The sequence below is a fragment of the Pseudomonas sp. BNK-45 genome, from assembly GCF_047456255.1.
In the GTDB taxonomy this organism is placed as follows: Bacteria; Pseudomonadota; Gammaproteobacteria; order Pseudomonadales; family Pseudomonadaceae; genus Aquipseudomonas.
Genome location: NZ_CP179909.1, coordinates 1224923 through 1246373, shown reverse-complemented (window position 1 = coordinate 1246373; position 21451 = coordinate 1224923). Strand labels below are relative to the sequence as shown.

Annotated in this window: 19 protein-coding genes; 10 read left to right on the top strand and 9 right to left on the bottom strand. The window is 65.0% G+C overall.

What is annotated here, in order from left to right; all coding sequences use genetic code 11:
* The first annotated feature begins 58 nt into the window (after positions 1–58).
* Entirely contained in the window at positions 59–1060 is a 1002-nt protein-coding gene (locus tag ACMGG8_RS05725; RefSeq protein ID WP_414159293.1) for a hydrolase, read from the top strand.
* Entirely contained in the window at positions 1053–1883 is an 831-nt protein-coding gene (locus ACMGG8_RS05720) for an AraC family ligand binding domain-containing protein (RefSeq protein WP_414159292.1), read from the top strand. The genes ACMGG8_RS05725 and ACMGG8_RS05720 overlap by 8 nt, the downstream gene beginning before the upstream one ends.
* A gap of 152 nt (positions 1884–2035) precedes the next feature.
* Here the strand turns inward: ACMGG8_RS05720 and ACMGG8_RS05715 are convergent, their stop codons facing one another.
* Together ACMGG8_RS05715 and ACMGG8_RS05710 are read right to left on the bottom strand one after the other, a co-directional pair.
* Entirely contained in the window at positions 2036–2890 is an 855-nt protein-coding gene (locus ACMGG8_RS05715; RefSeq protein ID WP_108545061.1) for a sulfurtransferase, read from the bottom strand.
* A gap of 33 nt (positions 2891–2923) precedes the next feature.
* Positions 2924–3595 carry a TetR/AcrR family transcriptional regulator gene (locus ACMGG8_RS05710; protein ID WP_060841558.1) on the bottom strand — a complete coding sequence of 224 codons (672 nt, stop codon included), beginning with the start codon at positions 3593–3595 and terminating at the stop codon, positions 2924–2926.
* 144 nt (positions 3596–3739) lie between these two features.
* On the opposite strand from ACMGG8_RS05710, the gene ACMGG8_RS05705 reads away from it, so the two are divergent.
* The 5 genes from ACMGG8_RS05705 to ACMGG8_RS05685 all read left to right on the top strand — a co-directional run bounded on the left by ACMGG8_RS05705 (position 3740) and on the right by ACMGG8_RS05685 (position 8492).
* Positions 3740–5170 carry a coniferyl aldehyde dehydrogenase gene (locus ACMGG8_RS05705; RefSeq protein ID WP_060841559.1) on the top strand — a complete coding sequence of 477 codons (1431 nt, stop codon included), beginning with the start codon at positions 3740–3742 and terminating at the stop codon, positions 5168–5170.
* A 27-nt stretch (positions 5171–5197) separates the two neighbouring features.
* On the top strand, positions 5198–5743 hold the full coding sequence (locus tag ACMGG8_RS05700; RefSeq protein ID WP_060841560.1) for a hypothetical protein: 546 nt from the start codon (positions 5198–5200) through the stop codon (positions 5741–5743).
* Between the two features lie 172 nt (positions 5744–5915).
* Positions 5916–7511 carry a GMC family oxidoreductase N-terminal domain-containing protein gene (locus ACMGG8_RS05695; RefSeq protein WP_414159291.1) on the top strand — a complete coding sequence of 532 codons (1596 nt, stop codon included), beginning with the start codon at positions 5916–5918 and terminating at the stop codon, positions 7509–7511.
* 115 nt (positions 7512–7626) lie between these two features.
* Positions 7627–8106: a pantetheine-phosphate adenylyltransferase gene (gene coaD / locus ACMGG8_RS05690; protein ID WP_003176711.1), complete on the top strand. Its 480-nt coding sequence runs from the start codon at positions 7627–7629 to the stop codon at positions 8104–8106.
* A gap of 134 nt (positions 8107–8240) precedes the next feature.
* Complete coding sequence (locus ACMGG8_RS05685; RefSeq protein WP_007921257.1) at positions 8241–8492, top strand: YfhL family 4Fe-4S dicluster ferredoxin; 252 nt, start codon at positions 8241–8243, stop codon at positions 8490–8492.
* Between the two features lie 63 nt (positions 8493–8555).
* On the opposite strand, the gene mutM is transcribed toward ACMGG8_RS05685, so the two are convergent.
* Together mutM and ACMGG8_RS05675 are read right to left on the bottom strand one after the other, a co-directional pair.
* Positions 8556–9368: a bifunctional DNA-formamidopyrimidine glycosylase/DNA-(apurinic or apyrimidinic site) lyase gene (gene mutM, locus ACMGG8_RS05680; protein WP_060844887.1), complete on the bottom strand. Its 813-nt coding sequence runs from the start codon at positions 9366–9368 to the stop codon at positions 8556–8558.
* Between the two features lie 33 nt (positions 9369–9401).
* On the bottom strand, positions 9402–10214 hold the full coding sequence (locus tag ACMGG8_RS05675; RefSeq protein ID WP_235760231.1) for an HDOD domain-containing protein: 813 nt from the start codon (positions 10212–10214) through the stop codon (positions 9402–9404).
* Positions 10215–10428: 214 nt separating this feature from the next.
* Here ACMGG8_RS05675 and ACMGG8_RS05670 point away from each other — a divergent pair, with 214 nt between their 5' ends.
* Positions 10429–11625: a class I SAM-dependent rRNA methyltransferase gene (locus ACMGG8_RS05670; protein WP_060841564.1), complete on the top strand. Its 1197-nt coding sequence runs from the start codon at positions 10429–10431 to the stop codon at positions 11623–11625.
* Between the two features lie 114 nt (positions 11626–11739).
* The gene (locus tag ACMGG8_RS05665; protein WP_414159290.1) at positions 11740–12930 is read left to right on the top strand and encodes an MFS transporter; all 1191 of its coding nucleotides are present in this window, start codon (positions 11740–11742) and stop codon (positions 12928–12930) included.
* Here ACMGG8_RS05665 and ACMGG8_RS05660 read toward each other — a convergent pair.
* Complete coding sequence (locus ACMGG8_RS05660) at positions 12912–13478, bottom strand: hypothetical protein (protein WP_060841566.1); 567 nt, start codon at positions 13476–13478, stop codon at positions 12912–12914. The two genes, ACMGG8_RS05665 and ACMGG8_RS05660, sit on opposite strands and share 19 nt — an antisense overlap.
* 312 nt (positions 13479–13790) lie before the next feature.
* Here ACMGG8_RS05660 and ilvD point away from each other — a divergent pair, with 312 nt between their 5' ends.
* Complete coding sequence (gene ilvD / locus ACMGG8_RS05655; protein ID WP_060844889.1) at positions 13791–15632, top strand: dihydroxy-acid dehydratase; 1842 nt, start codon at positions 13791–13793, stop codon at positions 15630–15632.
* A gap of 598 nt (positions 15633–16230) precedes the next feature.
* Here the strand turns inward: ilvD and ACMGG8_RS05650 are convergent.
* From ACMGG8_RS05650 to ACMGG8_RS05635, 4 genes are all read right to left on the bottom strand, one after another.
* On the bottom strand, positions 16231–17454 hold the full coding sequence (locus ACMGG8_RS05650; protein WP_414159289.1) for an SGNH/GDSL hydrolase family protein: 1224 nt from the start codon (positions 17452–17454) through the stop codon (positions 16231–16233).
* Between the two features lies 1 nt (position 17455).
* On the bottom strand, positions 17456–18616 hold the full coding sequence (locus ACMGG8_RS05645) for a DUF459 domain-containing protein (protein WP_414159288.1): 1161 nt from the start codon (positions 18614–18616) through the stop codon (positions 17456–17458).
* On the bottom strand, positions 18603–20003 hold the full coding sequence (locus ACMGG8_RS05640; protein WP_231978987.1) for an MBOAT family O-acyltransferase: 1401 nt from the start codon (positions 20001–20003) through the stop codon (positions 18603–18605). The genes ACMGG8_RS05645 and ACMGG8_RS05640 overlap by 14 nt, the downstream gene beginning before the upstream one ends.
* A gap of 358 nt (positions 20004–20361) precedes the next feature.
* On the bottom strand, positions 20362–21417 hold the full coding sequence (locus ACMGG8_RS05635; RefSeq protein WP_047306514.1) for a hypothetical protein: 1056 nt from the start codon (positions 21415–21417) through the stop codon (positions 20362–20364).
* Positions 21418–21451 lie beyond the last annotated feature (34 nt).

Genomic DNA, 21451 nt, shown 5'->3' with positions numbered 1-21451 from the left:
GCCGGAACAAGGCGCGCACCCCGCCCGGGCTGCGCGCCGCTGCATCGAGATCCTCCCCGTGCCCGACTCGCCTGATTGTTTCATCCCCGCCTTCGGTCTTGGCAACCCGCACCTGCAGACCCTGTGGGGCCCGCTGTGGCGCCCGGCCACTGAGCTGGAGCGCCAGCGCGAACGCCTGTGGCTGGATGACGGCGACTTTCTCGATCTGGACTGGCACGGCCCCCATAGCGCCGAAGCCCCGCTGGTGCTGGTGCTGCATGGCCTGACCGGCTCGTCCAACTCGCCTTATGTGACCGGCCTGCAACAGGCCCTCGCCGCTCGGGGCTGGGCCAGCGCGGCCCTGAACTGGCGCGGCTGCTCCGGCGAACCCAACCTGCTGCCGCGCAGCTACCACTCCGGCGCCAGCGAAGACCTGGCTGCGGCCATCGCCCACCTGCGGGCCCAGCGCCCTCAGGCGCCGCTGTATGCGGTGGGCTATTCGCTGGGGGGCAATGTGCTGCTCAAGTACCTGGGGGAAAGCGGCAGCGAAAGCCCGTTGCAGGGCGCCACGGCGGTATCGGTGCCGTTTCGCCTGGACCAGTGCGCCGACCGCATCGGCCAGGGCTTTTCGAAGATTTACCAGGCGCACTTCATGCGCGAGATGCTGGCCTACATCAAGGACAAGCAGCGCCAGTTCCAGCACGACGGCCGCCACGACGGCCTGGCCACCCTGGCGCAACTGGGCCCGCTGACCAAGATGCGCACCTTCTGGGATTTCGACGGCCGGGTCACCGCGCCGCTGCACGGCTTTGCCGATGCCCAGGATTACTACCGCCGCGCCTCCAGCCGCTATTTTCTCGGCGAAATCCGCACCCCGACCCTGATCATCCAGGCCGCGGACGACCCTTTCGTGTTTCGCCACAGCCTGCCCGAAGCCCGTGAACTGTCCGCCAGCACCCGCTTCGAGCTGCAGGCCAAGGGCGGCCACGTGGGTTTTGTCGGTGGCAGCCTGAAACATCCGCGCTACTACCTGGAACAGCGCATTCCGCAATGGCTGATGGACCTGGACCGCCATGGCTAAGTCCACCCGGGAGTCGATCCGTTTCTGGCAGACCGAGCCCCTGGCCGGGGTCGAGTTGCTGGCCGCGCGCTATATCGAACAGCGCTTCGTGCCTCATGTGCACGAGGGTTATGTGATCGGCATGATCATGGCCGGCGCCCAGCGCTACCGCTATCGCGGGGCCGAGCACCTGGCGGGCAGCGGCACCCTGGTGCTGATCAACCCGGACGAACTGCACACCGGTGCCAAGGGCGTCGAGGACGGCTGGCTGTACCGGGCCTTCTACCCGGACAACCGGCAGATCCTCGGCCTGCTGGGCGAACTGGAGCTGCCCAACGGCAGCCTGCCGACCTTCGGCGCGACCCTGTATCGCGACCCGGACCTGGTGCAGGGGTTTGCCCGCCTGCACCACCTGCTGGAAAGCCCGGCCACTGCCCTGCAGCAACAGACCCAATGGCGAGAAATGCTGCTCTTGCTGTTGCAGCGACACGCCGGGGTCAGGGCGCCGGGTGCGCCCGGGCAAGAGCACCGGGCGATTGTCCAGGCCAAGGAATTGCTGCGCTCGCAACTGGCCGCGCCGCCGTCACTGGAGGAGCTGGCGGCGGCGGTGAACCTGTCGCCGTTCCACTTCGCCCGGGTGTTTCGCCGGGCCACCGGGATTCCTCCCCACACCTGGCTGATGCAGCAGCGCATCGCCAAGGCCCGGGCCCTGTTGCGCGAGGGCTGCCTGCCGCTGGAAGTGGCCACGCAATTGGGATTTGCCGACCAGAGTCACCTGAGTCGACAGTTCAAGCAGGTCTATGGGGTGGCGCCGGCGGCTTATCGCAGCGCCGTCCTGCAGTAGGACGGCGCGGCTTTCGCGAGCACATTCGCGCCTGCTGCCGCCCACCCGTCCCTGTCGACGCTTTCGCGAGCAAGCTCGCTCCTACAGGTTCGTGGGGGCCTGCGAATCATAGGCGCTGGCTTGCCAGCGAAGAGGCCGACCGGGGCAGCCCGTCAGTCGCCCGTGGCGACAGGCCGCTGGGCATCGGTGATCCACTCGCTCCACGACCCGGCATACAGCCGCGCCAGGGGATAGCCGGCCAGGCACAAGGCGAACAGGTTGTGGCAGGCGGTGACCCCGGAGCCGCAGTAAGCCACCAAGTGCTCCGGAGAACGCCCGGCGAGTTTTTCGGCAAAACGCTGCTTGAGCTGCTGCGCCGGCAAAAAGCGCCCGTCGCTGTCCAGGTTGTCCGTGAACGCCGCGCATTGCGCCCCGGGAATGTGCCCGGCCACCGGATCGATCGGCTCCACGTCACCGCGAAAACGCGGCAAGGCCCGGGCGTCCAGCAAGGTCAGGTCCGGCTGGCCCAGACGCTGCTTCAGGTGCTCGGCATCCAGCAGCAAAGCGTGATCGGGCTGACCGCTGAAGTGCCCGCTCACACTGTCGGGGGCATCCAGGCTCAGGGGCAGGCCGGCAGCGTGCCAGGCGTTGAGGCCGCCATCGAGAATGAACACGCCTTCACGCTTGCCCAGCCAGGCCAGCAACCACCAGGCGCGAGCAGCGTAGGCACCGGGACCGTCGTCATAGAGCACGATCTGGCTGTCGTTATCGATGCCCCAGGCCCGCAGGCGCGCCAGCAACTGCGCGGGATCCGGCAACGGATGCCGGCCGGTCACGCCCTTGATCACCGGTGCGCTCAGGTCGCGGTTCAGATCGGCGAAATGCGCCCCGGCAATATGTCCGTTGGCGTAGCTGCGCTGGCCGTAATCGGGGTCTTCCAGGGCAAAGCGACAATCCAGAATCACCAGGCCGGGCTGCTGCTTCTTCTGGTCCAGGGCAAGCGGGCTGATCAACTGCGCAAGGGGCATAGCGGGCTCCTGTGAATAAGTCGGAGGTTGATCCTACTGCACTTCTTCCAGGGCTTGGGCCAGGGGCACGTAAAACTCTTCGAACAGCGCATTGACCGCTTCACGGGCCTGCTCGGTGACAAAGCCGGCTTCCAGCACCAGCACCTGATAGACGCCGCGCTTGATGGCTTCTTCGCTCAGGTGGGTGGAGTTTTCCCGGGTGGTGCACAGAAAGCGTACCCAGGAGGTGAGGATGATCCAGGCATTGAGGGTCAGGGATTCGATCTGCACCTTGTCCATGGCGACGATTCCGGCGTCGACGAAGCGCCCGTAGATGGCCATGCCCTGGATCAGGCAGCGCTGGGAGAAACGCCGGTAGCGCGCGGCCAGTTCCGGGTCGCTGTCCAGCAGGTGCTCCAGGTCGCGATGCAGAAAACGGTAGCGCCACATGGCCGCCAGCAGCGCCTGCAGGTAATAGCGCTTGTCCTGCACGGTGACTGCGCGCCCGGGCGGCGGGCGCAGGAAGCTGTCCACCAGGCTTTCGTACTCGGCAAACAGCACGGCGATGATCGCCTGCTTGTTGGGGAAGTGGTAGTACAGGTTGCCCGGGGAAATCTCCATGTGCGCCGCAATGTGGTTGGTGCTGACGTTGCGTTCGCCTTGCTGGTTGAAGAGTTCGAGGCTGAACTGGACGATGCGTTCGCGGGTTTTTATGCGTGGGGCCATGGGTGTGGGCTTTAATCAGAAGGCTGGGGTGCATCTTACGTTCTATCCCCCTGGGGATAAATCGCGACCGGCACCGGATGGTATTTGACAATTTAGAGCATAAGCTCTAAAAAACTAGCCACCCCCTGAAACCGGAGCCCGTCCATGTCTGCCGAAATCGCCTACCTGCAGGATTCCCTTCAGCAACAGGACGCGCTGCAAACACTGTTCGAAGCCCAGCGCCGGGCCTTTGCCGCCAACCCCATGCCGCCCGCCGCGCAGCGCCAGCAATGGCTCAAGTCGCTGCACGATCTGCTCAACAACGAGCGCCAGGCACTGATCGACGCCATCAGCCAGGACTTCAGCAACCGCAGCGCCGATGAAACCCTGCTGGCCGAGCTGATGCCCAGCCTGCACGGCATCCACTACGCCCGCAAACACCTGAAGAAATGGATGAAGCCGTCCCGCCGCGCCGTGGGACTGGCCTTCCAGCCGGCCTCGGCCAAGGTGGTCTACCAGCCCCTGGGGGTGGTCGGGGTCATCGTGCCGTGGAACTACCCGCTGTACCTGTGCATGGGCCCGCTGGTCGGGGCGCTGGCCGCCGGCAACCGGGTGATGCTCAAGCTCAGCGAGTCCACTCCGGCTACCGGCCAGTTGCTCAAGCAACTGCTGGCGCGGGTGTTCCCCGAGGACCTGGTGTGCGTGGTGCTGGGCGAGGCCGAAGTGGGCATGGCGTTTTCCAAGCTGCGTTTCGACCACCTGCTGTTCACCGGCGCCACCAGCATCGGCAAGCACGTGATGCGCGCCGCCGCGGAAAACCTGACACCGGTGACCCTGGAACTGGGCGGCAAATCCCCGGCCATCGTCTCCAGCAGCGTGCCGCTCAAGGACGCCGCCGAACGCATCGCCTTCGGCAAGACCCTGAACGCCGGGCAGACCTGCGTCGCCCCGGACTACGTGCTGGTGCCGGAAGAACGGGTCGGCGCCTTTGTCGAAGCCTATCGCCAGGCGGTCCGCGGCTTCTTTCCGACCCTGGCGGACAACCCCGACTACACCGCGATCATCAACCAGCGCCAGTTGAACCGGCTCAATGGCTACCTGAGCGACGCCACCAGCAAGGGCGCGCTGCTGGTGCCGCTGTTCGAGCAGAGCCAGGAGCGCCGACTGGGCCACAGCCTGCTGCTCAACGTCACGGACGACATGAGCGTGATGCAGGACGAGATCTTCGGCCCGATCCTGCCCATCGTGCCTTACCGGACCCTGGATCAGGCCTTTGCCTACATCACCCAGCGCCCGCGTCCCCTGGCCCTGTACTACTTCGGTTACGACAAGGCCGAACAGCAGCGGGTGCTCAACGAAACCCACTCCGGCGGCGTGTGCCTCAACGACACCCTGCTGCATGTGGCCCAGGACGACCTGCCGTTCGGTGGCATCGGCCCGTCCGGCATGGGCCACTACCACGGCCACGAAGGCTTCCTGACCTTCAGCAAGGCCAAGGGGGTGTTCATCAAGCAGCGCTTCAACGCCGCGCGCCTGATCTACCCGCCCTATGGCAAATCGATCCAGAAGCTCATCCAGAAGCTGTTCATTCGTTAACCAGTACAACGCCGGGTAATAACAACAATGACCCCTAGCCTGTCTGCAACACCCGCGCTGTCACGGCGCGGCCTGCTGAAAATCGGCCTTTGCGCCAGCGCCTTCCTGGCCACCGCCGGGCTCGGCGCCAGCCTCAGCGGTTGCTCCGCCAGTACCCCCGCCAGCGGTTTCAGCATGCTGCGCAGCCATGACCTGCCATTCCTGCGGGCGCTGATTCCGGTGATGCTCGAAGGCGCGGTGGCGGCGGACAAGATGCCCGCCGCCGTCGAGGGCACCCTGGCCAGCCTGGACAATGCCCTGAACCACCTCTCGCCGGAGATGTTCAAGCTCACCCAGCAACTGTTCGATGTGCTGGGCATGGCGGTGACCCGCGGCCCGCTGACGGGGATCTGGGGCAGTTGGGAGAACGCCAGCGCGGACGACATTCGGCACTTCCTCAGCCGCTGGGAAAACAGCGTCCTGGCCCTGCTGCGCATGGGCCATGCCTCGTTGCTGCAACTGGTGATGATGGCCTGGTACACCCGCCCCGAGTCCTGGGCCCATTGCGGTTACCCCGGGCCACCGAAGGTCTGATCGGGTGGTGTAGACGCTGCCAGTGGCTGCGCGAGCGCTACGCTCGTGGGGCGATGGGGCAGCGGCTGGGGATCGTCAAGCAAGGCCCTACGGGCCTTTTCGCAGCTTCGCAGGCTCAGCAGCGGCTACAGTGGATCCGCGCCGAGCCTTCAATAATAAGAGAGCATCCGATATGCCTGTACCTGATCTGTTCCGCGAAGGCCTGAACCGTGGCTGGAAAACCTACAACGGCGCGCAGCTGGAGCAGGACCTGACCCTGGAAGCCGATGTCGCCATCATCGGCAGCGGCGCCGGTGGCGGCACCACTGCCGAAATCCTCAGCGCCGCCGGCTTCAAGGTGCTGCTGATCGAGGAAGGCCCGCTCAAGACCAGCGACGACTTCAAGATGCTCGAGGACCAGGCCTACACCAGCCTTTATCAGGAAGGCATCGGGCGCATGAGCAAGGACGGCGCCATCACCATCCTCCAGGGCCGGGCCGTGGGCGGCACCACCCTGATCAACTGGACATCGAGCTTTCGCACCCCGGACCCGACCCTGGAACACTGGGCTCGGGAGCACGGGGTGGTGGGCCACAGCTCGGCCGAGATGGCGCCCTGGTTCGAAAAGATGGAACAGCGCCTGGGTGTCGCGCCCTGGGTCATGCCGCCCAATGCCAACAACGACGTGATCCGCAAGGGCTGCGAAGCCCTGGGCTACAGCTGGCACGTGATTCCGCGCAACGTGCGTGGCTGCTGGAACCTGGGCTATTGCGGCCTGGGCTGCCCGACCAACGCCAAGCAGTCGATGCTGGTGACCACCATTCCGGCGACCCTGGAGAAAGGCGGCGAACTGCTGTACCTGGCCCGGGCCGAGCGCCTGTTGATCAAGGATGACAAGGTCAGCGGCCTGCAATGCCAGGCCATGGACGCCCGCTGCGTCGCCCCCACCGGGCGCACCATCACGGTCAAGGCCAGGCACTACGTGCTGGCCGGCGGCGGCATTAACAGCCCGGCCCTGCTGTTGCGCTCCGATGCCCCGGACCCGCATTCGCGGCTGGGCAAGCGCACCTTCCTGCACCTGGTGAACTTCTCCGCCGGGCAGTTCGACGAGGTGATCAACCCGTTCTACGGCGCGCCGCAATCGATCTATTCCGACCATTTCCAGTGGCAGGACGGCACCACCGGCAAGATGTCCTACAAACTTGAAGTGCCGCCCCTGCAACCGGCCCTGGCCAGCACCCTGCTGGGCGGTTTCGGGCCGCAGAGCGGGCTGTCCATGGAGCAACTGCCCCACACCCACGCCATGCTGGCCCTGCTGCGGGACGGCTTCCACCCCGACAGCACCGGCGGCAACGTCGAGCTGCGCGGCGATGGCACCCCGGTGCTCGACTATCAGGTTTCACCCTACGCCTGGGATGGCCTGCGCCGGGCCTTCCACAGCATGGCGGAGATCCAGTTCGCCGGTGGCGCCAAGGCGGTCAAGCCGCTGCACAGCGATGCCCGCTTCGCCAAGACCCTGGGCGAAGTGCGTGCGCAGATCGACGGCCTGGACCTTGCCCTGTACCGCACTCGCCTGGGCAGCGCCCACGTGATGGGCGGCTGCGCCATGGGCGAAAACCCGAAAATCGCCGTGGCCGACAGCCTCGGGCGCCACCATCAACTGCACAACCTGTCGATCCATGACGGCTCGCTGTTCCCCACCAGCATCGGCGCCAACCCGCAGCTGTCGGTGTACGGCCTGACGGCGCAACTGGCCACGGCCCTGGCCCAGCGCTTGAAAACGGCGTGAAACAGCCGGGAAATTTCGGCGTCCATCGGGCTTTCTTCTCTAAAAGGCGACTTGGCCGACCGGGAAGGCTGCGATACCATCCGACTCCCCAACGGATTCCCGCCAGGACGACGCGATGAACCGAGTGTTGTACCCAGGTACCTTCGACCCTATTACCAAGGGCCACGGCGATCTGGTCGAGCGCGCCTCGCGGCTGTTCGACCACGTGATCATCGCCGTTGCCGCCAGCCCCAAGAAAAACCCGCTGTTCCCCCTGGAGCAGCGCGTGGAACTGGCGCGCGAGGTGACCAAGCACCTGCCCAACGTTGAAGTCGTCGGCTTCTCCACGTTGCTGGCGCATTTCGCCAAGGAGCAGAACGCCAATGTCTTCCTGCGCGGCTTGCGGGCGGTTTCGGACTTCGAATACGAGTTCCAGCTGGCCAACATGAACCGCCAACTGGCGCCGGACGTGGAAAGCCTGTTCCTCACTCCGTCGGAACGCTACTCGTTCATTTCCTCGACGCTGGTGCGGGAAATCGCCGCCCTGGGTGGCGATATCACCAAGTTCGTCCACCCCGCCGTCGCCGACGCGCTGACCCTGCGCTTCAAGAAGTAAGCCCCTTGGCCCCGCTGCGGGGCCATTGCCTGACGCCAGCCATCACGCCTGCGTGCACTGCGGGCGTCAATACGGCACAATTGCGCGCATTCGTTTTTACATGCCCGGGCCTGCCGCCCAGGCCGGAGTCCCCCATGTCCCTGATCATCACCGACGATTGCATCAACTGCGACGTCTGCGAACCCGAGTGCCCCAACGCGGCGATCTCCCAAGGCGAAGAGATCTACGTCATCGATCCGAACCTGTGTACCCAGTGCGTCGGCCACTACGACGAGCCGCAGTGCCAGCAAGTGTGCCCGGTGGATTGCATTCCGCTGGACGAAGCGCACCCGGAAACCGAAGAAGAGTTGATGGCCAAGTACCGGAAGATCACCGGCAAGGCTTGAGTGATGGAAACTCGTTTCGGCTCCCACAACCCCTTGTAGGAGCCGGCAGGCTGGCCAGGCGCCTCAGCTCTGGCAACGCGGGCAATAGACGCTGGCCCGCTGGCCGAGCTTGATTTCCCGCAGCCCCGTGCCGCAGACCTTGCAGTGCTCCCCGCCACGCCCGTAGACGAACAGCTCCTGCTGGAAGTACCCCGGCTGGCCGTCACCGCCGATAAAGTCGCGCAAGGTGGTGCCGCCGCGCTCGATGGCCGCCGCCAGGATGCGCTTGATCTCGATCGCCAGTTGCAGATAGCGACCGCGGGAAATGCCCTTGGCTTCACGACGCGGATCGATGCCCGCGGCGAACAGCGCCTCGGTCGCATAGATGTTGCCCACCCCGACCACCACCGCGTTGTCCATGATGAACGGCTTGACCGCCATGGAGCGGCCCCGGGACAGCTGGAACAGGCGCTCGCCGTCGAACAGATCGGTCAGCGGCTCCGGCCCCAGGCGCGCCAGCAGCTCGTGGTTCAGCGGGTCCAGGCTCCAGAGCATGGCGCCAAACCGGCGCGGGTCGGTGTAGCGCAGGGCCAGGCCCGACTCCAGTTCGATGTCCACATGTTCGTGCCTGGCCGCCGGCTGGCCGATCTCCACCAGACGCAGATTGCCCGACATGCCCAGATGACTGATGAGGGTGCCGACTTCGGCATTGATCAGCAGGTACTTGGCCCGACGATCCACCTGGACGATGCGCTGCCCGGACAGGCGCACGTCCAGATCCTCGGGAATCGGCCAGCGCAAACGTCGCTCACGAACAATCACCCGGCTGACCTTCTGGCCTTCCAGGTGCGGCGCGATCCCGCGCCGGGTGGTTTCGACTTCCGGTAATTCAGGCATCTTCGCCTCAGGCACTCATTGCGATATGAACAGTCAGTGTGCGCCCAGCTCGCGCACGGTTTCCTTGAGGTTCTCGAAGTCGTAGTCCGACAGGCCGACGTAATCGAGAATCAGGTGGCCGATGCTGTTCCACTCGAAATCCTGGGTCTGGTTGCCCAGCACCCGGTAGGAGGCGCAGATGTGCTCGGCCATCTTCAGGATCGCCAGCAGGTTCTTCAGCTGGCTGTTGCGCGACGACTCGTCGCTGAAGATCGCCAGGGCATTGTGGTGATTGGCGATGGCGTTGGTCACGTGTTCCGGCAGGCGCCAGGACTTGGCGGTGTAGTAGCCGACCACCGCGTGATTGGTGTTGAAGGCACGGTTTTCCGTGTCCACCACCCGCTGCTCGGGTCCGGCACTGCCGTAGGCCTCTTCCAGCACCGCCATGTAGTCGGGGAAGCGCTTGAGCATCAGCGGCACGCCGCAGTCATGGAACAGGCCCAGGGCGTAGGCTTCGTCCACCGCTTGCGAGCCGGTGCGCTTGGCCAGGGTCAGGCAGGTCATGGCCACATCCTGGGCGGTGTCCCAGAAGCGGTTGAGGGTGACGATGGTTTCATCGCTCATCTCGCCCTTGATCGACTGCGCATTGATCAGGTTGATGATCGAGCGGCTGCCCAGGAGGTTCACCGCCCGCTGGATCGAAGCAATCTTGTTGCTCAGCCCGTAATACGGCGAATTGACGATCTTCAGCAACGCCCCAGACAGGCCCGGGTCCTGGGAGATCAGCTTGGCGATCACCTCCAGATCGGGATCGGGCATGTACTGCTCCATCTGCAAATCCACCATGATTTGCGGCTGAGGCGGCACGCTGATGCCTTGCAGGGCCTGCTGAATCTGTTCGGCTGATAGCTCTTGGGACATAAGTACACACTCTGGCTGAGGCGGCGATTCTAACCCCTAACGGGCCAATGTTGGGCGAACGGACAGGAACTTTACCCTGCGCCTTTAGCCGCAGGTCCATTGGCCGTCGCTGAAGTTGCGCAGCAAGGTATAATCGCGCCCTTTTTTCCGGAGCGACGTCATGTCCCTGCCAAGCCTGCGCCTCAAAGCCAACGCCGATCGCCGCCTGCGCGCCGGCCACCTGTGGGTCTACAGCAACGAAATCGATGTGGCCGCCACCCCACTGCACGGCTTCAAGGCAGGCGACCAGGCGCTGCTGGAAGCCGCCGGCGGCAAGCCTCTGGGGGTCGTGGCCATGAGCCCGAACAACCTGATCTGCGCTCGCCTGCTGTCGCGCGATGCCAAGCTGGCCCTGGACAAGTCGCTGCTGGTGCATCGCCTGAACGTGGCCCTGTCCCTGCGCGAGCGCCTGTTCGACAAGCCGTTCTACCGCCTGGTCTACGGCGACTCCGACCTGCTGCCGGGCCTGGTGGTGGATCGGTTCGGCGACATCCTGGTGGTCCAGCTGGCCTCGGCCACCATGGAACAGCACAAGGACGACGTGATCGCCGCCCTGGTCCAGGTGCTCAAGCCCAGCGGCATCCTGTTCAAGAACGACTCCGCCGCCCGTGACGCCGAAGGCCTGGGCCGCTACGTCGAAACCGTGTTCGGCCTGGTGCCGGAGTGGGTCGCCCTGGAAGAGAACGGCGTGAAGTTCGAAGCCCCGGTGATGGAAGGCCAGAAGACCGGCTGGTTCTACGACCACCGGATGAACCGCGCGCGCCTGGCGCCTTACGCCAAGGGCAAGCGGGTGCTGGACCTGTTCAGCTACATCGGCGGCTGGGGCGTGCAGGCCGGCGTGTTCGGCGCCAGCGAAGTGTTCTGCGTCGATGCCTCGGGCTTTGCCCTCGATGGCGTGGAACGCAACGCCGCGCTCAATGGCATTGCCGAGAAGGTCACCTGTGTCGAAGGCGACGTGTTCGAAGCCCTGAAAGAGCTGAAGGCCGCAGAAGAACGCTTTGACGTGATCGTGGCCGACCCGCCCGCCTTCATCAAACGCAAGAAAGACCTGAAGAACGGCGAAGGCGCCTACCGCCGCCTCAACGAACAGGCCATGCGCCTCCTGAGCAAGGACGGCATCCTGGTCAGCGCTTCGTGCTCGATGCACCTGCCCGAGGACGATCTGCAGAACATCCTCCTGACCAGCGCCCGCCACCTGGACCGCAATATCCAGCTGCTGGAACGCGGCGGCCAGGGCCCGGATCACCCGGTGCACCCGGCCATCCCGGAAACCCGCTACATCAAGAGCATCACCTGCCGCCTGCTGCCCAACAGCTGAGCCCCGGCCGACGGCCATTCCCGCCCGACGCGGGAATGGCCAGCGCCAGCGATTGACTTTGCGCGGCCACGACTCGATTCTCGGCACCTTCTCAAGGACCGAGAGCGCGGCACCATGGACCACTCCCCCGCCACCCCGAAAAACACCGCGGCCGTCATTCTGCTGCTGACCATGACCCTGCTCGGGGTCTTCCCGCTGGACGTCATCCTCCCCTCCTTTCCCGCCCTGGCCGAACGCTTCAATACCTCCAGCGCCGATATCGCGCTGTCCGTCAGCCTGTTCGCCATTGGCTTGTCGTTTTCCCTGATGGTGATCGGGCCGCTATCAGACTCCCTGGGGCGCAAGAAGCTGCTACTGGCAGGCATGGCCGTGGCCATCGCCGGGGCGCTGGGCTGCATGGCCGCCACCGAGTACCCATGGTTCCTGCTGTTTCGCGTGGTCCAGGCCGTGGGGTGTGGCTGCTTCGTGCTGTCCCAGGCGCTGGTGCAGGACCTGTTCGTCGGCCGGCAGCAGGAGCGCCTGCGCATCGCCCTGGTCACCGCCAGCGGCATCTTCATTTCCCTGTCCCCGCTGCTGGGCACCTGGTTGCAGGCCCACCTGGGCTGGCAGGGCAGCTTCGGTGTGTTCGTCGGCCTCGGCCTGCTGGTCATCCTCAAGGCCTGGGTCCTGCTGGAGAACAGGCCAGGCACGGCGCCAGGCCAGAGGCATATCCTCGCGGCCTACCGGCTGGTGTTTGCCGACCTGTCGTTTGTCGGCTACTGGCTGATCTCGGCGCTGGCCTTCGCCTGCCACTTTTCGTTCATCGTCATTTCCCCGCTCATTTTCATGGAGCAGTTGCAGCTCACGCCCTACCAGTACTCCCTGGCGCTGCTGTTGTATGGGGCGGCCTATGTGCTGGGCGGGGCCGGCGCCGGGGTGATGAACCGCTACCTGCAGGCCAACACCCAGATCGTCACCGGCCTGGGGCTGATCGCCCTATCCGGCCTGCTGATGCTGCTGTTGCAGCCGTTCGAGCTGTCCGTCGCCACGGTCCTGGTGCCGATGATCGTCTGCACCGCCGGCACCACCATCACCCGCCCGGTGGCGACCTCGCGGGCCATGGGCATCTTTGCGCACAACGCCGGGACCTCGGCGTCGGCGGGCAACATGCTCGTCTTTATCGCTGGCGGCCTGATCAGCGGGTTCATCAGCCTGAGCGCCAGCAATCTGGTGATGGCGCTCGGGCTGTGCTTCCTGGGTCTGAGTGCCATCGCCCTGGGCCTGAACAGCCTGGTCAATCGCCGCTATCAGGGCGCTTGCGTCTGAAGATCGCGCAAGCGGCACAAGTCCCTGAGGTAGAGGACAAAGGAGAATGCCAGGGGTGGCCCGGTGAAGTAGCGCAAGGACAGGAACCCGCTCTTGAAGGGATCCAGATGCCACTCGTGGGTCCAGAAATCGAACAGCGCCTGGACCAGCCATGACGCTGACAGGGCCACCAGCATCCAACTGCCGTCCCCCAGCAGCCGCCGTTCGAAGCCCTCGCGGCCCGGCAGCCCGGTGGCGCTGAGCAGCGTCATCAGCAGCAGGAGCGCCACCACGCTGTAGATCACCCCACGAGTGAAGGGCAACTCACTGCTGGCCTGGACCACCACCGCCGCGGCGAAGGCCAGCAGCAGCGCGGCCTTCCAGGTGCGCCACTGGCGCCGCTGCCCGGCCAGCAGCTGCACGAAGCCGCCGCCCGTGAGCAGGGCCGCGCCCACCACGGCCATGGTGCTGCCGGGCCAGTCGCTATGGAGCACCAGCCACATCAGCAACAGCCCCTGCAGCAGGCCGATGCCCAGGTAGAACCTCAGGGATCGCATGTTCGCGGACATTCCAGCTCCATTGGATGATGTTCGAGGGGCGGCGAGTCTAAACCAGGAACCACCGTGTTGGCAGCGCTCAGTGATATCCAGGCAATCGCACGCCGCAGAGCGGCCACGGCATTCCTTCCTGACGCCAGCGGTGTAGAATCGGCGAATTCATCGCCAGTCATCCCCCGGCGGGTTTATGAGCTCAGGCTGAGGCGCGCGGCGATCCCGCGACGTCATCGGCAGCTTTCGGACACACGGCCATTTCTGAGTGTTCCCAAGGTCAATAGAAGCTCACTCCCCATTTGTTCCCTGATTAGCCGCCCGGAGTGCTCCATGCCTGATTACCGCTCGAAAACATCCACCCACGGCCGCAACATGGCCGGCGCCCGCGCCCTGTGGCGCGCCACGGGGATGAAAGATGCCGACTTCAAGAAGCCGATCATCGCCATTGCCAACTCCTTCACCCAGTTCGTCCCGGGGCACGTGCACCTGAAGGACCTGGGTCAGCTGGTGGCCCGCGAGATCGAACGCGCCGGTGGCGTGGCCAAGGAATTCAACACCATCGCCGTGGACGACGGCATCGCCATGGGCCACGACGGCATGCTGTATTCCCTGCCGAGCCGCGAGATCATCGCCGACTCCGTGGAGTACATGGTCAACGCCCACTGCGCCGACGCCATCGTCTGCATCTCCAACTGCGACAAGATCACCCCAGGCATGCTGATGGCCGCCCTGCGCCTGAACATCCCGGTGATCTTCGTTTCCGGCGGCCCGATGGAAGCCGGCAAGACCAAGCTGGCCAGCCACGGCCTGGACCTGGTGGACGCCATGGTCATCGCCGCCGACTCCAGCGCTTCTGACGAGAAGGTCGCCGAGTACGAGCGCAGCGCCTGCCCGACCTGCGGTTCGTGCTCCGGCATGTTCACCGCCAACTCCATGAACTGCCTGACCGAAGCCCTGGGGCTGGCCCTGCCGGGCAACGGTTCGACCCTGGCCACCCACAGCGACCGCGAAGAGCTGTTCCTGCGGGCCGGGCGCACCATCGTCGAGCTGTGCCAGCGCTACTACGGCGACAACGACGAGTCGGTCCTGCCGCGCAACATCGCCAACTTCAAGGCGTTCGAGAACGCCATGACCCTGGACATCGCCATGGGCGGTTCCACCAACACCATCCTCCACCTCCTGGCCGCCGCCCAGGAAGCCGAGATCGACTTCGACCTGCGGGACATCGACCGCCTGTCGCGGAATGTGCCGCAGCTGTGCAAGGTGGCGCCGAACATCCAGAAGTACCACATGGAAGACGTGCACCGCGCCGGCGGCATCTTCAGCATCCTCGGCGAACTGGCCCGTGGCGGCCTGCTGCACACCGACCTGCCCACCGTGCACAGCAAGACCCTGGCCGAAGGCATCGCCCGCTGGGACATCACCCAGACCAGCGACGAAGCCGTGCACCACTTCTTCAAGGCCGGCCCGGCGGGCATCCCGACCCAGACCGCGTTCAGCCAGTCGACCCGTTGGGACAGCCTCGACGACGACCGTGAGAACGGCTGCATCCGCAGCGTCGAGCACGCCTACTCCAAGGAAGGCGGCCTGGCCGTGCTCTACGGCAACATCGCCCTGGACGGCTGCGTGGTGAAGACCGCCGGCGTCGACGAGTCGATCCACGTCTTCGAAGGCAACGCCAAGATCTTCGAAAGCCAGGACAGCGCCGTGCGCGGCATCCTCGCCGACGAAGTGAAGGAAGGCGACATCGTGATCATCCGCTACGAAGGTCCGAAAGGCGGCCCGGGCATGCAGGAAATGCTCTACCCGACCTCCTACCTGAAGTCCAAGGGCCTGGGCAAAGCCTGCGCCCTGCTCACCGACGGCCGCTTCTCCGGCGGCACCTCGGGCCTGTCCATCGGCCACGCCTCGCCTGAAGCGGCGGCCGGCGGCGCCATCGGCCTGGTGCAGGACGGCGACAAAGTGCTGATCGACATCCCCAACCGCTCGATCAACCTGCTGGTCAGCGACGAGGAGCTGGCGGCGCGCCGCATCGAACAGGACAAGAAAGGCTGGAAGCCGGTGGAAGCGCGTCCACGCAAAGTGACCACCGCCCTGAAAGCCTACGCCCTGCTGGCCACCAGCGCCGACAAAGGCGCGGTACGCAACAAGGCCATGCTCGACGGCCTGTGATCGCATCACCCTGAAATGAAAATGCCCCGCCAAGTGCGGGGCATTTTTTTCACCTTGCATCGCCCTTGCGGACGCCTTCGCTGGCAAGCCAGCTCCCACAGCAGCATTCGGGGTGCTGGCGCCGCCACCGTAGGAGCCGGCTTGCCGGCGAATGGGCCTTTAAACCTCGCATCGCCCTTCCGGGCGCCTTCGCTGGCAAGCCAGCTCCCACAGCAGCATTCAGGGTGCTGGCGCCGCCACCGTAGGAGCCGGCTTGCCGGCGAATGGGCCTTTGAACCTCGCATCGCCCTCGCGAGCGCCTTCGCTGGCTAGCCAGCTCCCACAGCAGCATTCAGGGTGCTGGCGCCGCCACCGTAGGAGCCGGCTTGCCGGCGAATGGGCCTTTGAACCTTGCATCGCCCTCGCGAGCGCCTTCGCTGGCTAGCCAGCTCCCACAGCAGCATTCAGGGTGCTGGCGCCGCCACCGTAGGAGCCGGCTTGCCGGCGAATGGGCCTTTGAACCTCGCATCGCCCTCGCGAGCGCCTTCGCTGGCAAGCCAGCTCCTACAGCAGCATTCGGGGTGGTGTTGGCGCCAGCATAGGAGCCGGTTCCGGGTTCTCAGGGCATGCGTTCGCCCAACTGCCCGCGCAGGAAACGGTACAGGCCGTCGGCGCTCTTGCGATAACCGTCGGCGGTCAGGTGCACCAGGTCGTTGCGCGCCAGGTCGCTGCCCTGCCATTTGCTGATGGAGCAGTCGCCGCCCATGAACGCCTGCCAGTCCCAGAACAGGGTGCGGCTGGTCTTGGCCACGTCCTTCTGGATCTGCACGATCTGCCGCAGCGGTTGCGGCTGGGAAGCCGCGCAGCTGCCGGCATTGCGGCGCTTGATGGAATCCGGCGGACCCACCAGCAGGATCACGGTCTTGGGCAGGTTCTTGCGCAGCAGCGTGACTTTTTCCTGCAACTGGCTGCGGTAGAGCTGCAGATCCAGATCGTCATCAAAGGCTTCGTTGGTACCGTAGGCCAGCACCACCATGTCCGGGCGCAGGGCCTTGAGGGTTTCCAGCCAGCCGGGCTGCCACTTGTCCAGCACATCCAGGCGCGCGCCATTGATGCCCAGGGAGGAATAGATCACCCCGGCGCTCTTCTGCCCGAGGATGTTCCAGCCGCCCAGGGCCAGGCCCTGGTTGTTGGCCACGTTCAGGTCCAGGGGCAGGGTCAGGTTGTTGAACGGCGGACTGAAGCGCCACTGTCCACCGGTGGCGGCCAGCATGCGGCTGCTTTTGTTGAGGTTGTCCCGGGCGGTCAGGGTGTTGTTGCTGGACGCCTGGTACAGCGCGGAAATCCGGTACTGCTGGTTGCTCGGCTGGCGCTCGGCGATATGCACCCGGGCTCCCGGGGTCATCGGCAGCGACAGGTAGCCCCCCAGAGGGAACTGGTTGCTTTGCTGGTTGCGCGCCGACACCAGGGACCACTGGCGCTTGGCCGCTCCCAGGATCACTCGCTCATAGCGGGTGCCGGGCACCGGTGTGGCCGCCACGAAACCGATGCCGCCATCGCCGTACTGCGCTTGCAACAGGCGACGCATCTCGCCGCTGAACAGGTCGGCGGCGGTATGGGAGTCACCCAGTTGCACGATATTGATGGGGGTGCGGTTGGAGGTACTGAACTTGCGCGCCAGCAGTGCCAGGTTCGGGTCGGTGCCGGTGGTCACGACTTTCTTGGTTCCGCTCCCGGACCGGGCCAGGGCCGAGGCCGGAGTGGCCTGGACCTCGGTGGTCGGGCTGCAACTGCTCAGCAAGGTGATGCCCAGCAACAGCGCAATGCCTTGCAGTCGCCCCATATCAGTGCTCCGTCAATTGTTGGCTGGGAAAGCTGATCAGCGAGATCACACGCTCAGCGATCAGCTTCTGCCCAGTGGTGGTGAAATGGATGCCGTCATCGACCCGGGTCTTGACCTTCTTGCCGTCGCCGGTGGTGCGGTAATAGGAAAACTCGTCGTTCTGGTAGCCGAGAATCTCGTTGGCCGAGACGAAATGCTGCTGATAGCGCTCGATCTGGCTCTTGTACAGGTCGCTCAGGTAAGCCATGGCCGTAGACAGCTTGGGCTTCTCCATGTTCGGCGGGCCGACCCAGATCACCTGCACATTGTGGGCCTGGGCGGTGTCGAGGATCGAATCGATGCGCTGGCGATAGGCTTCTTCCCAGTCCGGGGTCTTGAAGCGCAGGAACGGTTTGCCCTTGGCCACCGGCATGTCCCACGGATCGTTGGGACCGAGGAAGATCACCATCAGACGGATGTTCGGGTTGCTGGCCAGGGTGCTCTCAACGGTCTTGGGCCAGTTGAAGAAACTGGGATAGGCCAGCCCCGTGCTCTGTTTGCTGAGGTTCAGGCTCTTGACGTTGTAGCGCTTGCGCAGGGTGTTGGCCATGTGCGGCGCCACGCCCTGCATCAGCGAGTCACCGACAAAGAACACCTCATCGCCAGTGGCCAGGCTGGCCATCAGCGGCGCCACACCTGCCTGCTGGACCTTGGGCCCATGGCTGAGCGCCGGGGCCACGGCCACCGGCTGCGGGGCGACCGGGGCCGGGCCCTGGGGAGCCGCATGCGCGGGGGCTGCATGGGCGGGAGCTGCATGGGCGGCGCTCAGCGGCGGATGCTCCGGCACCGGCGCGGCGGCGACCTTCGGCAACGGCTCCGGCTCGTCGTCCGCCGCCGCTTCGGCCTGGGCCACCAGCGTCAGGTCGGCCGTGGCGGCAAAGGTGCCGACAAAGGCCACCCGGGCATTCTCCAGCGCCTGGTTGAGCTGGGCGCCAAAGCGCCACTGCGGGTTCTGCGACAGCCCCGGGATCTCGCAGTCATCGTGGTACTTCTGCTGGCAGTAGAGGCGGATCGACTGCTGGTTGAACCACACCAGCAACAGGCTGGTCACCACCAGCGCATAGAACACCTTGGCTGCGCTGCCGAGGCTGACCGACAAGGGCGAACGGTTAGAAGCTGGCATAAATGAACCCCGGCACGCCCGACGGTGAGGCGAAGATGACCACGCAGATGAACAGCCCCAACGGCACTGGGTAGAACAGCCACGGCAAGCTTGTGGCGGCCGTGAACAGGCGCTGCAGCAGCGCCACGATCCGTGGGTAGAACGCAACGAACAGCAGGCAGCCCAACAGGCTCAGGGCGCTGCCGGCCAAGCCGCTGAAGGACAGGCCGCCCAGGCCGCTGAGCATGTCCATGGCATCGGACAAGGTCGCGCAGCGGAAGAAGATCCAGGCCAGTGCCACGTAGTGGAAGGTCAGCAGGCGGGCCGCCAGGTCCGAACCGATCCAGCTCGGCCCCCGGGCCAGCAGCGGGCTGCAGAACTTGTACAGCGCCAGGCCCACGCCATGCAGCGCGCCCCAGATGATGAAGTTGGCGCTGGCGCCGTGCCACAAGCCGGAAATCAGCATGGCCAGCAGCATGTTCAGGTTGCCGCGCCACACCGGGCCCCGGTTGCCCCCCAGCGGGATGTACACGTAGTCACGGATAAAGGTCGACAGGCTGATGTGCCAGCGGCCCCAGAACTCCTTGAGATTGCGCGCCGCATAGGGGTAGTTGAAGTTCAGCGGCAGACGGAAGCCCAGCAACAGGGCGATACCGGTCACCAGATCGGTGTAGCCGCTGAAGTTGAAGTAGATCAGGAACGAATAGCCGTAGACCGCCCGCAGGATCTGCTCGGCCGAGAAGGCCACCGGGCTGTCGAACACCGGGTCGACCCACTCGTTGGCCAGCCACGAACTGAGGAAGAACAGCTTGACCACCGCCACCGCGATCAGGCCCAGGGCCCGTTGCGGCTCCAGCACCTGGCGCAGTTGCGGCGGGTTGATCTGCTCCAGCATCGGGATCGCCCGGTTCACGGGGCCGGCAATCAGGCTGGGGAAAAACGCCAGGTACAGCGCCAGGTCGAAGGGCGAGCCCGGGGTCAGCTCACGGCGATTGATCGATACCAGATAGCTGACCGAGTGGAAGGCATAGAACGACAGCCCCACCGGCAGCAGCACCTCCAGCAGCGGCAGCGACACCTCCACGCCAAACTGGGCGAAGGCGTTCTGCACCGTGCTGGTGAAGAAGTCCTGGTACTTGAACAGGTAGAAGGCCCCCAGCACCAGCAACAGCATCAGGCCATTGACCCAGCCCCTGCCGGGGTAACGCTGGCTCAACAGGCCGAGCAGGTACACCAGGGCCGTGTAGCCCAGCAGGATATAGAGGAAGTTCAGGCTGAAGCTGGCGAGGATCGCGTAGCTGGCGGCCAGCAGCAGGCCGTTCTGCAGACGCAGGCTGAAGCCCAGGCTCCAATAGACGATGAAGAACAGGATGAAGCAGAGGCCGAATTCGATCGAGAGATAGCTCACAACGTAGTCCATTACGTGCAATCGGGGACAAACCCGGCACAAGGGAGAGCAGGCGGGGGGACAGGAAACGGGCGCGATTATGGCAGAGGGGGTTTGGCAGTCACAAGTTGAAACATTCGCCGCCCATGGCGCTAACGGCCTGTCATAGGAGCTGGCTTGCCAGCGAAAGCGCCCACAAGGGCGATGCCTGATCCAAGGACCTCTTCGCCGGCAAGCCGGCTCCTACGGATGAAAGCGGCTTGGCGGATCGGTTTACCGTAGGAGCTGGCTTGCCAGCGAAGGCGCCCACAAGGGCGACGCCAGATCCAAGGACCTCTTCGCCGGCAAGCCGGCTCCTGCAACGGTGGGGAGGCTGGGGTTACTGGATGTCTTCGGGCTTGACGATCACCCAGTTCTTGTCAGCGGTCACCGGCAGGCCTTCCTTGGCCTGGGCCGCGGCATGCTTGGCCATCATGCCGTTGAGCTGGGTCATGTACTTGTCCTTGCGGTTGATCCACAGGTGGATGCCGCCCTTGGCCACGTCCACGCCATGAAACAGCATGTAGCCGTCGCTGGTCGGGGTGTCGCCGCCCACCAGTACCGGTTTCTTCCACTCGTCGATGTAGGTCAGGATCGCCGCGTGCTTGCCCGCCATCCAGGTGGCCGGGGTCCACAGGTACGGCGTCAGTTCCAGGCCGAGGTTGGCCTGCTCGTCATACTTGCCGTCGGTGATCTGCTTGCGCGCGGTGGTCAGGGCGCCGGTCTTGCGGTCCTTGAGCAGAGTGGTCACGCCAATCACGTTCTGCGGCTTGACGTTGTAGCCGTACTTGGGATCGGCGGCGACCATGCGCACCAGCTCTTCGGAGGCGGCGGTCATCACATAGACCTCGATGCCGTTCTCCATCAGCTTGTTGTACAGCTCGGCCTGGCCGGTGAAGACCTTGGGCGGGTTGACCTCGATGGTCTTGACCACGTCACCGTCGTAATAGGTGCTGGGCACCGGCTTGCCGGAGGCCATCAGCTCATCGACGTAGCCCTTGAGTTCCTTGAGGGTGAAGCCGGAGAACACCTGCGCCACCCAGGGGTAGCAGACCATGTCGTCGATTTCACACAGGCGGTAGTAGTAGCTGAACAGGCTTTCCTTGTGCTCGGCGGTGTCCTTGAACGGGATCAGCTTGAGCGACGGGTCGAGCGTGTCGCGGGTGATCAGCCCCTTGTTTTCCATGAAGGGCAGCAGGGACTCCTCCAGGTCGTAGCGGTAGCTGGTGTTGTCCATGTCGAACACCGCGAAGTTGCCCTTGTGGGCGTTGGCCGCGATCATCGCGTCCAGCTGCTTGGCCTGTTCGGCGGGCCAATGCTTCAACTCGGTGGCCAGGGCCTGGCCGGCGAGGCCCAGGCAGAGTGCGACTGCGAGCAATTTCGGAGCAAGTTTCATCGACGGTTTTCTCCCTGAGTGAAAGCCTTCGACG

Coding starts and splice junctions, on each gene's coding strand:
- ACMGG8_RS05720 (WP_414159292.1), top strand. CDS start 1,053: ATGGCTAAGTCCACCCGGGAGTCGATCCGTTTCTGGCAGACCGAGCCC.
- ACMGG8_RS05715 (WP_108545061.1), bottom strand. CDS start 2,890: ATGCCCCTTGCGCAGTTGATCAGCCCGCTTGCCCTGGACCAGAAGAAG.
- ACMGG8_RS05710 (WP_060841558.1), bottom strand. CDS start 3,595: ATGGCCCCACGCATAAAAACCCGCGAACGCATCGTCCAGTTCAGCCTC.
- ACMGG8_RS05705 (WP_060841559.1), top strand. CDS start 3,740: ATGTCTGCCGAAATCGCCTACCTGCAGGATTCCCTTCAGCAACAGGAC.
- ACMGG8_RS05700 (WP_060841560.1), top strand. CDS start 5,198: ATGACCCCTAGCCTGTCTGCAACACCCGCGCTGTCACGGCGCGGCCTG.
- ACMGG8_RS05695 (WP_414159291.1), top strand. CDS start 5,916: ATGCCTGTACCTGATCTGTTCCGCGAAGGCCTGAACCGTGGCTGGAAA.
- coaD (WP_003176711.1), top strand. CDS start 7,627: ATGAACCGAGTGTTGTACCCAGGTACCTTCGACCCTATTACCAAGGGC.
- ACMGG8_RS05685 (WP_007921257.1), top strand. CDS start 8,241: ATGTCCCTGATCATCACCGACGATTGCATCAACTGCGACGTCTGCGAA.
- mutM (WP_060844887.1), bottom strand. CDS start 9,368: ATGCCTGAATTACCGGAAGTCGAAACCACCCGGCGCGGGATCGCGCCG.
- ACMGG8_RS05670 (WP_060841564.1), top strand. CDS start 10,429: ATGTCCCTGCCAAGCCTGCGCCTCAAAGCCAACGCCGATCGCCGCCTG.
- ACMGG8_RS05665 (WP_414159290.1), top strand. CDS start 11,740: ATGGACCACTCCCCCGCCACCCCGAAAAACACCGCGGCCGTCATTCTG.
- ACMGG8_RS05660 (WP_060841566.1), bottom strand. CDS start 13,478: ATGTCCGCGAACATGCGATCCCTGAGGTTCTACCTGGGCATCGGCCTG.
- ilvD (WP_060844889.1), top strand. CDS start 13,791: ATGCCTGATTACCGCTCGAAAACATCCACCCACGGCCGCAACATGGCC.
- ACMGG8_RS05650 (WP_414159289.1), bottom strand. CDS start 17,454: ATGGGGCGACTGCAAGGCATTGCGCTGTTGCTGGGCATCACCTTGCTG.
- ACMGG8_RS05645 (WP_414159288.1), bottom strand. CDS start 18,616: ATGCCAGCTTCTAACCGTTCGCCCTTGTCGGTCAGCCTCGGCAGCGCA.
- ACMGG8_RS05635 (WP_047306514.1), bottom strand. CDS start 21,417: ATGAAACTTGCTCCGAAATTGCTCGCAGTCGCACTCTGCCTGGGCCTC.